Annotated in this window: 11 protein-coding genes; 7 read left to right on the top strand and 4 right to left on the bottom strand. The window is 71.6% G+C overall.

Translation table 11 applies throughout. The features are described 5' to 3' along the window. Window position 1 precedes the first annotated feature (1 nt). Window positions 2-538 (bottom strand): GtrA family protein, encoded by a 537-nt coding sequence (locus ACIPW5_RS12570; protein WP_401243908.1) that lies wholly within the window; start codon window positions 536-538, stop codon window positions 2-4. A 210-nt stretch (window positions 539-748) separates the two neighbouring features. On the opposite strand from ACIPW5_RS12570, the gene ACIPW5_RS12565 reads away from it, so the two are divergent. From ACIPW5_RS12565 to ACIPW5_RS12550, 4 genes are all read left to right on the top strand, one after another. After that, entirely contained in the window at window positions 749-1,888 is a 1,140-nt protein-coding gene (locus ACIPW5_RS12565; protein WP_401243907.1) for a 5-(carboxyamino)imidazole ribonucleotide synthase, read from the top strand. Continuing rightward, window positions 1,885-2,412, top strand: a complete 528-nt coding sequence (gene purE, locus ACIPW5_RS12560; protein ID WP_401243905.1) for a 5-(carboxyamino)imidazole ribonucleotide mutase — start codon at window positions 1,885-1,887, stop codon at window positions 2,410-2,412. The genes ACIPW5_RS12565 and purE overlap by 4 nt, the downstream gene beginning before the upstream one ends. Further along, a complete protein-coding gene (locus tag ACIPW5_RS12555; protein ID WP_401243903.1) occupies window positions 2,409-3,587 on the top strand; it encodes a dipeptidase in 1,179 nt (392 codons plus the stop codon). Before purE ends, ACIPW5_RS12555 begins: the two co-directional genes overlap by 4 nt. A gap of 186 nt (window positions 3,588-3,773) precedes the next feature. Further along, window positions 3,774-4,847 (top strand): membrane dipeptidase, encoded by a 1,074-nt coding sequence (locus ACIPW5_RS12550; protein ID WP_401243901.1) that lies wholly within the window; start codon window positions 3,774-3,776, stop codon window positions 4,845-4,847. Here the strand turns inward: ACIPW5_RS12550 and ACIPW5_RS12545 are convergent. Together ACIPW5_RS12545 and ACIPW5_RS12540 are read right to left on the bottom strand one after the other, a co-directional pair. After that, window positions 4,844-6,139, bottom strand: coding sequence for a glycosyltransferase 87 family protein (locus tag ACIPW5_RS12545; protein WP_401243899.1), 1,296 nt, complete (start codon window positions 6,137-6,139; stop codon window positions 4,844-4,846). The two genes, ACIPW5_RS12550 and ACIPW5_RS12545, sit on opposite strands and share 4 nt — an antisense overlap. Window positions 6,140-6,265: 126 nt before the next feature. Next, on the bottom strand, window positions 6,266-7,609 hold the full coding sequence (locus ACIPW5_RS12540) for a UDP-glucose dehydrogenase family protein (protein ID WP_401243897.1): 1,344 nt from the start codon (window positions 7,607-7,609) through the stop codon (window positions 6,266-6,268). A 240-nt stretch (window positions 7,610-7,849) separates the two neighbouring features. Here ACIPW5_RS12540 and ACIPW5_RS12535 point away from each other — a divergent pair, with 240 nt between their 5' ends. The 3 genes from ACIPW5_RS12535 (at window position 7,850) to ACIPW5_RS12525 (ending at window position 11,343) form a co-directional block, all read left to right on the top strand. Beyond that, window positions 7,850-9,007: an acyl-CoA dehydrogenase family protein gene (locus ACIPW5_RS12535; protein ID WP_365146144.1), complete on the top strand. Its 1,158-nt coding sequence runs from the start codon at window positions 7,850-7,852 to the stop codon at window positions 9,005-9,007. 417 nt (window positions 9,008-9,424) lie between these two features. After that, window positions 9,425-10,507, top strand: a complete 1,083-nt coding sequence (locus ACIPW5_RS12530; RefSeq protein WP_401243895.1) for a sugar phosphate nucleotidyltransferase — start codon at window positions 9,425-9,427, stop codon at window positions 10,505-10,507. A gap of 23 nt (window positions 10,508-10,530) precedes the next feature. Further along, a complete protein-coding gene (locus ACIPW5_RS12525; protein ID WP_401244368.1) occupies window positions 10,531-11,343 on the top strand; it encodes a polyprenol monophosphomannose synthase in 813 nt (270 codons plus the stop codon). A gap of 55 nt (window positions 11,344-11,398) precedes the next feature. On the opposite strand, the gene ACIPW5_RS12520 is transcribed toward ACIPW5_RS12525, so the two are convergent. After that, window positions 11,399-12,553: an acyltransferase family protein gene (locus ACIPW5_RS12520; RefSeq protein ID WP_401243893.1), complete on the bottom strand. Its 1,155-nt coding sequence runs from the start codon at window positions 12,551-12,553 to the stop codon at window positions 11,399-11,401. Window positions 12,554-12,586 lie beyond the last annotated feature (33 nt).

Here is a 12,586-nt window from a genome sequence, read left to right as displayed (position 1 = left end):
GTCAGCCCTGCTTGGCCGCGGGCTCGGGGGTGCGGGGGGCGGTGGGCGCCTCGTGCCCGTCGCGCTGCTCGACGACCAGCGAGTGCGCGGCCGGAGTGGGCAGGGCCTTGAAGACCCAGGTCCGGTAGGACCAGAAGCGGAACACGGTGGCCACGCCCATGCCGAAGAACTTGAAGACGTTGTTGGCGAGCGAGCTGTCGAAGCCGAAGCCGTACGTGCCGACGTAGAGCACGCCGCTCTCGATGACCATGCCGATCCCGCTGAACAGGACGAAGAGGAGCATCTCGCGGCGGCGGCTGCCCAGGTCGCGGTCACGGTAGGTGAAGTAGCGGAACCCCACGTAGTTCGTGATGATCGCGACCACGATGGCTATGACGTTCGCGCGCACCGTCTGCAGGTCGGTCGTGCTGCGCAGCAGGTTGAAGACGCCGAAGTTGACCAGGACGCCCGCTCCGCCGACCGCTCCGAACTTGACGACCTCCCGGGCCAGACCGCGGAAGCGCTCGGACAGCGGTACGGCGTTCGGCGTGCTGCTCATGTGATGGTTCAGTCCCTGTCCGTCGTCGTCGCCCCGCGGCGGCGCGTCACCCGATCTCGTCAACCACACCATGCTAAGTGTCCCCCGTGGCGGGAGTCTGCGCCCCGGCACCCCTTGCGACGCACGGCACACGGGGCCTTCGCGACCCACCGAAGGGTCCGCGCCAGGGTCACGTCCGAATGGCGGAATACCGGCGGATACCCTGGAGGCGTGACGTTCCCGGTAGTCGGCATGGTCGGCGGCGGTCAGCTCGCCCGCATGACCCACGAGGCGGGTATCCCCCTCGGCATCAGATTCAAGATCCTCAGTGACACCCCACAGGACTCGGCGGCCCAGGTCGTGAGCGACGTCGTCATCGGCGACTATCGCGATCTGGAGACGTTGCGCGCCTTCGCGCGCGGCTGCGACGTGATCACCTTCGATCACGAGCACGTACCCACCGAGCACCTCCGGGCCCTGGAGTCGGACGGCATCCCCGTCCGGCCGGGGCCCGACGCGTTGGTGCACGCCCAGGACAAGGGGGTGATGCGCGCCAAGCTCGACGAGATCGGCGCGCCCAGCCCCCGCCACCGGATCGTGAGCGATCCGGCGGACGCGGCGGCCTTCGCGGAAGAGGTGGGCGGGTTCCCCGTCATCCTCAAGACGGTGCGCGGCGGGTACGACGGCAAGGGCGTGTGGTTCGTCCGCACCCCCGAGGACGCGGAGGCCCCCTTCAAGGCGGGCGTCCCGGTCCTGGCCGAGGAGAAGGTGGACTTCGTCCGCGAGCTCGCGGCCAACATCGTCCGCTCCCCGCACGGCCAGGCGGTGGCCTACCCCGTCGTCGAGTCCATCCAGGTGGACGGGGTCTGCGACACGGTGATCGCCCCCGCCCCCAACCTCTCCGAAGCCCTCGCGGGCGAGGCCCAGGCCCTGGCCCTGCGCATCGCCGCCGAGCTCGACGTGACCGGCCACCTGGCCGTGGAGCTGTTCGAGACCGCCGACGGCCGCATCCTCGTCAACGAACTGGCCATGCGACCGCACAACAGCGGCCACTGGACCCAGGACGGTGCGGTCACCTCCCAGTTCGCCAACCACGTCCGCGCGGTCCTGGACCTCCCCCTGGGCGACCCGCGCCCCCGGGCCCGCTGGACCGTGATGGCGAACGTGCTCGGCGGGGACTACCCCGACATGTACGCGGCGTACCTGCACTGCATGGCCCACGACCCGCAGGTGAAGATCCACATGTACGGCAAGGACGTGAAACACGGCCGCAAGGTCGGCCACGTCAACACCTACGGCGACGACCTGGACGATGTGCTGGAGCGCGCACGTCACGCAGCCGGCTACCTCAGAGGAACGATCACCGAATGAGCACCTCTCCCGTCGTAGGCATCGTCATGGGCTCGGACTCCGACTGGCCGGTCATGGAGGCCGCCGCCCAGGCCCTGGACGAGTTCGAGATCCCCTACGAGGTCGACGTCGTCTCCGCCCACCGGATGCCGCGCGAGATGGTGGCGTACGGCGAGCAGGCGGCCGACCGGGGCCTGAAGGCGATCATCGCGGGCGCGGGCGGAGCCGCCCACCTGCCCGGGATGCTCGCGTCGGTCACCCCGCTGCCGGTCATCGGCGTACCGGTCCCGCTGAAGTACCTCGACGGCATGGACTCGCTGCTGTCGATCGTCCAGATGCCCGCCGGGGTCCCCGTCGCCACCGTCTCCGTCGCCGGGGCGCGCAACGCGGGCCTGCTGGCCGTACGGATGCTGGCCGCGCACGACGCGGAGCTGCTCGGCCGGATGCGCGAGTTCCAGCAGGAGCTGAACGACCAGGCCACCGAGAAGGGCAAGCGGCTGCGCACGAAGGTCGCGGGCGCGGAGTCCTTCGGATTCGGCAAATGAGCGCGGCGGACCTGCTGGCGCAGGCCCGGGAGCTGCTCGCCGAGTACCCGGTCGTCGACGGGCACAACGACCTGCCCTGGGCGCTGCGCCAGCAGGTCCGCTACGACCTCGACCGGCGGGACATCGCCGGCGACCAGTCGGACCACCTGCACACCGACCTCCCCCGGCTGCGGGCCGGCGGGGTCGGCGCCCAGTTCTGGTCCGTGTACGTGCGCTCCGACTACAGCGGGGACGAGGCGGTCAGCGCCACCCTGGAGCAGATCGACGGGGTCGACCAGCTGATCACCCGTTACCCGGGCTCGCTGGTGCGCGCGCTGACGGCGGACGACATGGAGGCGGCCCGCGCCGAGGGCCGGATCGCCTCGCTGATGGGCGCCGAGGGCGGCCACTCCATCAACAACTCGCTCGCCACCCTGCGCGCCCTGCACCAGCTGGGCGTGCGGTACATGACGCTCACCCACAACGACACCATCGACTGGGCGGACTCGGCGACCGACGAACCCCGGCACGGCGGCCTCACCGACTTCGGCCGCGAGGTCGTGCGCGAGATGAACCGCATCGGGATGCTCGTGGACCTCTCGCACGTCGCCGCGACGACGATGCGCGACGCCCTCGACGCCTCGCGGGCGCCGGTGATCTTCTCGCACTCCTCGGCGCGCGCCGTCTGCGACCACCCGCGCAACGTCCCCGACGACGTGCTGGAGCGGCTGCCCGGCAACGGCGGGGTGGCGATGGCCACGTTCGTGCCCAAGTTCATCCTCCCCGCCGCCGTCGAGTGGACCCTCGCGGCGGACGAGAACCTGCGCGCGCACGGCCTGCACCACCTCGACACCACCCCCGAGGCGATGGCCCTGCACCGGGAGTTCGAAGCGGCGCGACCGCGTCCGGTGGCCACCGCCGCCACCGTCGCCGACCACCTGGACCACATGCGCGAGGTGGCCGGCGTGGACCACATCGGCATCGGCGGGGACTTCGACGGCACCGCCTTCACCCCGGCGGGGCTGGACGACGTGTCGGGCTACCCGAACCTGATCGCGGAACTGATCGGGCGCGGCTGGTCCCGGGCCGATCTGGCGAAGCTGACCTGGTCCAACGCGGTACGGGTGCTGCGCGACGCGGAGTCGGCGGCCCGGGAGCTCTCGGCCGCCCGGGGCCCGTCCAACGCCCGCCCCTGACGACCGGGGCACGGGGTCCGGGCCCGCCCGGACCCCGGCCGGCCGCGGGCCCGCCCCACCCCCTCGGAGCCCGCCGGAGGCAGGGCCACCACCCGAACGCCACATCCGCCGGGCGGCCCCGGCGCCCCACGTGTCACGGTGGCACCATCTTCTCTCCCTGCTGCCGCCGAGACCGGAGCCACTGCCATGGCCGACCTGCAGGACGAACCCCACTCCGTGGGCGTCGGAGCCGAAGACGTCCCCGTACCCGCCCCCGTCCTCGCGGGCGGCGCCCTGGACCGCGCGGCCGCGCTGCTGGCCGTCCATCCCGTCGCGGACGGGTGCAACACCCTCGTCTGGACCCTGCGCCAGAGTCCGTACCACGACATCGACACCCCGGACACCGGCGTCGACACCGACATCCCGCGGCTGCGCGCCGGCGGGGTGGGCGCCCAGTTCTGGACCCTGCTCGTGCCCCCGGGCCGGCCGCGCGAGGGCGCGGCCGCCGACCAGGTGGTGTCCGACACCCTCGAACAGATCGACGTGGCGCGGTCCCTGATGCGCCGCTACTCCGACAGCCTGTGCCTCGCGCTGAGCGCCGACGACATGGCCGACGCCCGCAACCGGGGCCGGATCGCCTCGTTCCTGGGACCCGTGCCCGGAAGTACGCTCACCGACTCCCTCGGCGCGCTGCGGGCCTTCCACGCGCTGGGCGTGCGCCTCCTCGCCCCCGCGGGCGCCCCCTGGGCCGAGGAGGGCCTGACGGCCTTCGGCCACGAGGTGGTCAAGGAGGTGAACCGGCTGGCGATGCTGCTGGACCTGACGGGCTGCCCGCCGGCCGCGGCCTGCCAGCTCGCGGCGGCGTCCAAGGCGCCGGTGATCATCTCGAACACCGGGGCCGCCGCCCTCACCCGGCATCCGGGCAACGTCACGGACGAGGTGCTGCTCGCGCTGCGGGCGGCGAACGGACTGGCGATGGTCACCTTCGACACCGCGCGGACCGGGGACTCCCTGCACGCGGTCGCCGACCACCTGGACCACGTACGGGCGATCGCGGGCCCGGAGGGCGTCGGACTCGGCGCCTCCTTCGGCGCCGAGCGGGGCGGCCCCCGCCCGACCGGCCTGACGGACCCCTCGGGCTACCCGCGGCTGCTGGCGGAACTCCTGGAACGGGGCTGGTCGGAGGCCGATCTGGCACTGCTGACCTGGGGCAACGCCCAGAGGGTGCTGCGCGACGCGGAGTTCACGGCCCGCGCCGCCCAGCACCGCAGAACGCCCTAGAGGGAGGCCGGTGCCCGCTTCGGCAGGACGGTCGCCTTCCACAGCCGGACCATGGACCACACCGTGGCGTAGAGCAGGAGCCCGTTGCGCGCGCACAGCAGGACCGTGCCGAGCGTGCTGGTGGTGAGGATGTCCGAGCCGTACCAGACCGGGAAGATCAGCGTGGTCAGCGCGTTGGCGGCGACGAGCAGCCAGGCGATCGGACGCTGGGTGGTGTTCCTGGAGGTCAGGCAGACGGCGGCGAGGCCGAGCAGCCAGATCATGTACTGCGGACTGATGACGCGGCTGGTGACCGTGAAGACCATGATCGCGCAGAGTGCGGCGTCGAAGGGCGTCGCGCTCGACCAGCGGTTGGCCCGCACGCGCCACAGCAGGAGCAGCAGGAAGCCGACCACGGTCAGGCCGAGCGAGGCCCGCGCGATGGCCGGCACGTACGGGCCGACGTACTCGAAGGCGCCGTACTGGAAGTTGATGTTGCCGGGCCACAGGTCCAGGCGGCTGGCCGCCATCAGCGCGGAGCCGCCGAGGGACTCGACCTGCACGCCGCGGTCGCCCTGGTTCCCGAGGAAGCCGAGCGTGTCGCGGAACAGCAGCGCGAAGACGGCGAGCAGCGCGGCGCCGGACAGCGCGGCCGCGACGAAGGCGTCCCGCGTCGACTTGCCGCGGGGGGTGCCGAGCAGGGTCAGCAGCGGCCACACCTTGACCATCGCGCCGATGCCGGCGATGACCCCGCCGAGCTTGGGGCGGTTGCGCAGGGCGAGCAGGGCGAAGACCGCGAGCAGGGTCACCTGGATGTCGTAGCGGGCGAACGGGGTCGCCATCATCATCGGCAGCGTCACCAGCCACACCAGGGCGCCGGCCATGCTGCCGTCGCTCCTGCGCGCCGCCCGGAGGAGACCGAGCAGGACCACGCCGTCGCACAGCACCGTCAGGGCCACGAAGGCCTGGAAGTAGGTGAGGAACGGCAGCAGGTCGGGCGAGAGGAAGATCGCCGCGGCGGCCGGGGGGTACTGCCACATGATGTCGTTCTGCGGCAGCGTCCAGGTGACCAGGACGTTGTACCAGTTGTGGTAGGTCGCGGTGACCTCCACGCGCACGACGTTCGAGCTGAAGAAGTCGTTGACGAGCATCCAGAGCATCGCGGCCCGGCTGGCCAGCCAGAAGCCGGCGATGCCCAGCAGGGCGCCGCGTCCCCGGACGGCCGCTTCGAAGGATGCCCGCCGGCCGTGCGGGGCGGGCGTCGCCGTCGCGGAGGCGGTCGGGTGGGCTGGGGGGCTGCTGGTCGTGGTCATCGGCGCAGAGTCTACCCAGTCATTTATTCCACTTTCTTGACTGAGATCCTTCAAAAGTGGGTATGGGTGTACGCCCTGTTCAGCCCGCCGCGCCCGGGATTCCCTACGCCTGGGACGGGGGCGGGGCTACGCCTGGGGGCGTCCCATCGCGCGGTACGTCCAGCCCGCCGCGCGCCAGCGCGCGGGGTCCAGCGCGTTCCGCCCGTCCAGGACGAGCCGGTCGGTGACGACGGCGCCGAGCTCGGCGGGGTCGAGGTCGCGGAACTCGCGCCACTCGGTGAGGTGCAGGACGACCTCGGCGCCGCGGGCCGCCGCGAGCGCGGAGTCCGCGTAGCCGAGGGTGGGGAAGACCCGGCGGGCGTTGTCCATGCCCTTGGGGTCGTAGACGGTGACCTGGCCGCCCTGGAGGTGGATCTGCCCGGCGACGTTGAGCGCGGGGGAGTCTCGGACGTCGTCGGAGTCGGGCTTGAAGGTGGCGCCGAGGACGGCGACCCGCTTGCCGAGGAAGGAGCCGCCGACGGCCTCGCGGGCCAGCTCGACCATGTGGCCGCGGCGGCGCATGTTGATGGAGTCGACCTCGCGCAGGAAGGTCAGGGCCTGGTCGGCGCCCAGTTCACCGGCGCGGGCCATGAAGGCGCGGATGTCCTTCGGCAGGCAGCCGCCGCCGAAGCCGATCCCGGCGCGCAGGAACTTCGAGCCGATCCGCTCGTCGTGGCCGATGGCCTCGGCCAGCTTGACCACGTCGCCGCCCGCGGCCTCGCAGACCTCCGCCATCGCGTTGATGAAGGAGATCTTGGTGGCCAGGAAGGAGTTCGCGGCCGTCTTGACCAGTTCCGAGGTCGGGAAGTCGGTGACCACCAGCGGGCTGCCCTCGGACATCGGGGTCTCGTACACCTCGCGCAGTACCTTCTCGGCGCGCTCGCCCCGGACGCCGATGACGATCCGGTCGGGGTGCAGGGTGTCCTGCACGGCGAAGCCCTCGCGCAGGAACTCCGGGTTCCAGGCGAGCTCCACGTCCGCACCCGCCGGGGCCAGTTCCGCCAGCTTCACCGCGAGCCGGGCGGCGGAGCCCACCGGGACCGTCGACTTGCCGACCACCAGCGCGGGCCGGTCCAGGTGCGGGGCCAGGGACTCGAACGCCGCGTCCACGTACGACATGTCGCAGGCGTACTCGCCGTGCTTCTGCGGGGTGTTCACGCACACGAAGTGGACGTCGCCGAACGCGCCGACCTCTTCCCACGACTGCGTGAACCGCAGCCGCCCGGTGGACCCCGGCAGCCCCTCCGCGTGCTTGGCCAGCAGTTCCTCCAGCCCCGGCTCGTACATCGGGGCCCGCCCGGCGGCCAGCATCGCGATCTTCTCCGGGACCACGTCCAGGCCCAGCACCTCGAAGCCGAGTTCCGCCATGGCCGCGGCGTGGGTGGCGCCCAGGTAGCCGGTACCGATCACGGTGATCTTGAGGGGGGCCATGGATGCTCCAGAGGTGCGGGGCCGTTTGCGGCCCCCGAGCATAGTCGGGGCGGTCCGGGGGGACGTTCCCAGGAGCATCCGGCTGTCACGCAGCTCACGTACGCGCCGCATATCGCTGTACGGACGCCGGGAACTAGAATTTGGGTTACTTAACGGTAGTTAGCATCCCGCGCCGGGCGTGCGGCAGCGACACACGGCTGTCGCCGCCCGACGGCGCGTGACCTTGGGGAGTGAGAGATCTTGGCGGGTTCTGCCGACTTCGACCTGTACCGCCCGGCCGAGGAGCACGACATGCTCCGCGAGTCCGTCCGCGCGCTCTGCGAGGCGAAGATCCTCCCGTTCGCGGCCGCGGTCGACGAGGAGGCCCGCTTCCCGCAGGAGGCCCTCGACGCCCTGGTCGCCAACGACCTGCACGCCGTCCACGTGCCCGAGACCTACGGCGGCGCCGGCGCCGACGCCCTCGCCACCGTGATCGTGATCGAGGAGGTGGCCCGCGTCTGCGCCTCCTCCTCCCTCATCCCGGCCGTGAACAAGCTCGGCTCGCTCCCGGTGATCCTCTCGGGCTCCGAGGAGCTCAAGGCCAAGTACCTCGGCCCGCTGGCCAAGGGCGACGGCATGTTCTCCTACTGCCTCTCCGAGCCCGACGCGGGCTCCGACGCGGCCGGCATGAAGACCCGCGCGGTGCGCGACGGCGACTTCTGGGTGCTCAACGGCGTCAAGCGCTGGATCACCAACGCGGGCGTCTCCGACTACTACACGGTCATGGCCGTCACCGACCCGGAGAAGCGCTCCAAGGGCATCAGCGCCTTCGTCGTAGAGAAGTCCGACGAGGGCGTCTCCTTCGGCGCCCCGGAGAAGAAGCTCGGCATCAAGGGCTCCCCGACGCGCGAGGTCTACCTCGACAACGTCCGCATCCCCGCCGACCGCATGATCGGCGCCGAGGGCACCGGCTTCGCCACCGCGATGAAGACCCTCGACCACACCCGCATCACCATCGCCGCCCAGGCCCTCGGCATCGCCCAGGGCGCGCTGGACTACGCCAAGGGCTACGTCCAGGAGCGCAAGCAGTTCGGCAAGCCGATCGGCGACTTCCAGGGCGTCCAGTTCATGCTCGCGGACATGGCCATGAAGATCGAGGCCGCCCGCCAGCTGACCTACGCGGCCGCCGCCAAGTCGGAGCGCGTCGACTCCGACCTGACCTTCTTCGGCGCCGCGGCCAAGTGCTTCGCCTCCGACGTCGCCATGGAGGTCACCACGGACGCCGTCCAGCTCCTCGGCGGCTACGGCTACACCCGCGACTACCCGGTCGAGCGCATGATGCGCGACGCCAAGATCACCCAGATCTACGAGGGCACCAACCAGGTCCAGCGCATCGTCATGGCGCGCAACCTGCCGTAGGGCAGTCCGGCCCGTACGCACGCGAAAGGCCCCCGCATCCGCCGGGGGCCTTTCCGTGCGCCCTCCTTTGTAACGATTCCGATCCAGCGGGCGGCCGGGCCGCGGACGCGCGCCCCCGGCGGGCCGCCGGGCCCCCCTCGCGGGCGAGGCGCCCCGCCCGGCCGCGCCGTCCGACGCGCCCGGGCGGCCGCCGCGGCCGGGGTTTCGCCGCTGAGCAGCGGGTCTTCGGCCGAGCAGCCCGTACGCCGTACATATAGAGGGGACGGACGGGCCCCCGCGCACGCGCAGAGTGAGGAACCCGCCGTAACCGGAACGTTGCCGCGGGCGGACCGCCCGGCCCGCCTCCGGGCTTTGCACCGCCCGGGATGGGCTAACTTTGAAGCTTCGTACGCCCGAACCGGTTGGGGAGAGAACAAAATGACGGAAGCGATCCTGCTGGTCGGCGGGCAGGGGACGCGACTGCGCCCCGTGACGGTGAACACCCCCAAGCCGATGGTTCCGGCAGCGGGCGTCCCGTTCCTCGCCCACCAGATAGCCAGGGCCGCAGCCGCCGGTGTCACGCACATCGTGATGGCCACCTGCTACCTCGCCGAGGTCTTCGAGCCCTACTTCGGCGACGGTTCCGACTTCGGCATCACCCTCGAATACGTCGTCGAGGACGAGCCGCTGGGCACGGGCGGCGCCATCCGCAACGCCGCGGAGCGACTGACGGGCGGCCCGGACTCCCCGGTCCTCGTCTTCAACGGCGACATCCTCACCGGTCTCGACATCGCCGGCCTGGTCGACTCGCACCGGGCGGCCGACGCCGACGTCTCCCTGCACCTCGTACGCGTCGAGGACCCGCGTGCCTTCGGCCTGGTCCCCACCGACTCCGAGGGGCGGGTGCTGGCCTTCACGGAGAAGCCGGAGACCCCCGAGGAGATCATCACCGACCAGATCAACGCCGGCTGCTACGTCTTCCGCCGCAGCGTGATCGACTCCATCCCGGCCGGCCGTCCGGTGTCCGTCGAGCGCGAGACCTTCCCGGGCCTGCTCGCCTCCGGCGCCAAGCTGCACGGCGTCACCGAGGACACCTACTGGCTGGACCTCGGCAAGCCCGAGTCCTTCGTCCAGGCCTCCGCCGACCTCGTGCGCGGCGTCGTCTCCTCCCCGGCCGTCCCCGGCCCGCGCGGCGAGGCACTCGTGCTCCCCGGCGCCGAGGTGGCGGAGGGCGCCAAGCTCTCGGGCGGTACCGTTGTGGGTGCCGGCGCCCGGATCGCATCGGGTGCTGTCGTCCAGGGCTCCATCGTGCTGGACGGCGCGATCCTCGGCGCGGACACGGTGGTGAGCGCCAGCCTCATCGGCGCAGGCGCCTCGGTGGGGACGCGCACGGTGGTGACGGGCGCGGTCATCGGCGACGGGGCCGTCGTGGGGGCTGACAACGAACTTCGCGCAGGGGTGCGGGTGTGGTGCGAGGCTGAACTGCCCGACGCCGCCGTCCGTTTCTCCTCCGACCGGTGACCAACTTCAGTGAGGCACAACCTGTGATAGGCGAGCAGCAGACTCCCCGCACGACCGACGTCGCAACCACCAAGCTCCCCGACACCTGGGCGGACACGCCGCTCACCGTGGTCATGCCCACCTACAACGAGGCGGGCAACCTGCCGGGCATGGTGGAGCTGCTCATGGGTCTCGACCAGCCGGGCCTGCGCCTGCTGATCGTCGACGACTCCTCGCCCGACGGCACCGGCAAGATCGCCGACGAGCTCGCCGAGGGCTTCCTCACCGAGGACGGCAAGCCCCGCATGTCCGTCCTGCACCGCACCGCCAAGGACGGCCTCGGCCGCGCCTACGCGGCCGGCATGGCCAAGGCCGTCGAGGACGGCGCCGAGTACGTGCTCCAGATGGACGCCGACGGCTCCCACCCGGCCGGCAAGATCGCCGAGATGCTGGGCGTCGCCCGCTCCACCGGCGCCGGTCTCGTCGTCGGCTCCCGCTACGTGCCGGGCGGCACCCTGTCCGACGCCTGGGGCGCGCACCGCAAGCTGCTCTCCCGCTGGGCCAACGCGTACGCGAGCACCATCCTGGGCACCCGCGTCCGCGACATCACGGGCGGCTTCAACCTGTGGAGCGCCGACGCGCTCAAGGCGATCGACCTCGCGTCGATCGGCAGCGCCGGCTACAGCTTCCAGGTGGAGATGAAGTTCAAGGCCCTGCGCCGCGGCTTCCAGGTGATGGAGGTCCCGATCCACTTCGAGGACCGCACCGTCGGCGAGTCCAAGATGAACCTGGCCGTCCAGCTGGAGTCCATCGCCATGCCGTGGAAGCTCCGCGCGGCCGCCGGCAAGAAGAAGTAACCGCACCCGGTCTTCGTGGAAGGGGCACCCCCGAGGGGGTGCCCCTTCCGCGTGCTCAGACCCGCCCCGCCGGCCGGGTCTCCAGGAAGCGCTTCAGCCTGCGTGCCGCCGGCCGTTCCACGAACCGCTGGATCAGCCAGGACGCCAGCAGCATCACGGCCATCGCCGACAGCAGCAGCGTCCACGGCTCGACGTCCTTGTGCCACTGCGTCAGCAGGGTCACCCCGATCTGCTGGTGCAGCAGGTACAGCGGGTACGACATGGCCCCCGCGACCGACAGCCAGCGCCAGTCGACCCGGTCCAGCCACCCCAGGGCCACCGCGGCCATCACCAGGTAGCACAGGGTCACGACGAGCAGGCACATCTCCCAGGACAGCCGGTCGCCCTTGACGGTGTTCCACTGGACGATGTCGTTCAGCCAGCGCTGCATCAGCAGCCAGGAGAACAGCAGCAGCGCCCACGGCTCGCCCGCGCGCGCCCCCTCACGGCGGATCAGGTAGAAGCAGATGCCGGAGACGAACAGCGGCGAGTAGGTCGGGTTCGCCAGCACCTGGAGCACCGGCAGCCCGGAGCCGGGCGCCAGCAGCGAGGCCACCGTCCAGATCCAGCAGAAGTTCAGCACCTTGCGGTACGTCAGCCCCGTCCACGCGACCACGGCGAAGATCAGGTAGAAGCGGACCTCGGACCACAGGGTCCAGTACGAGGCGTCCATCGGAGCGCTGCCCAGCGGGGTCTGCACCATCGTCAGGTTGGTGAGCACCTGGCTCAGCCCCGGCCCGGCCCCGCCGAAGGGCTTCTGGACGGCCAGCATCACCCCCATGGTGACCAGCACGCAGAACCAGTACGCGGGCCCCAGCCGGACCACCCGGCTGCGCAGGTAGCCGCCCAGCGGCCGCCCCCAGGCCGACATGCAGATGACGAAGCCGCTGATCATGAAGAACAGCTCCACGCCCATCCAGCTGTACCGGCCGACCATCGTCAGCCACCCGAAGGCGTCCCGCCCCCACACCTCCTGCCGGGTGTAGTGGTGCACCAGCACCAGCACGGCCGCGAGGATCCGCAGCCCGTCCAGCACGCGCAGCCGGGGCGGCCGCGCGGCCGACGTGGGTCCCGGTGGGGTTCCCCGACCCTGTCGGGGGGACAGCACAAGGGGGCGGTCGCCGTCCTCCCGCCGGTCTTCGACGACGCGCGGGGACGGATGCAGGGACATGGAGGCTCCACGGGCAGGCGGACGCGTGCCCGA

This window comes from Streptomyces sp. NPDC090077 (genome assembly GCF_044747545.1).
In the GTDB taxonomy this organism is placed as follows: Bacteria; Actinomycetota; Actinomycetes; order Streptomycetales; family Streptomycetaceae; genus Streptomyces.
The sequence above is the reverse complement of the archived record's forward strand: the minus strand, read 5'-3'. Positions and strand labels throughout refer to the sequence as shown.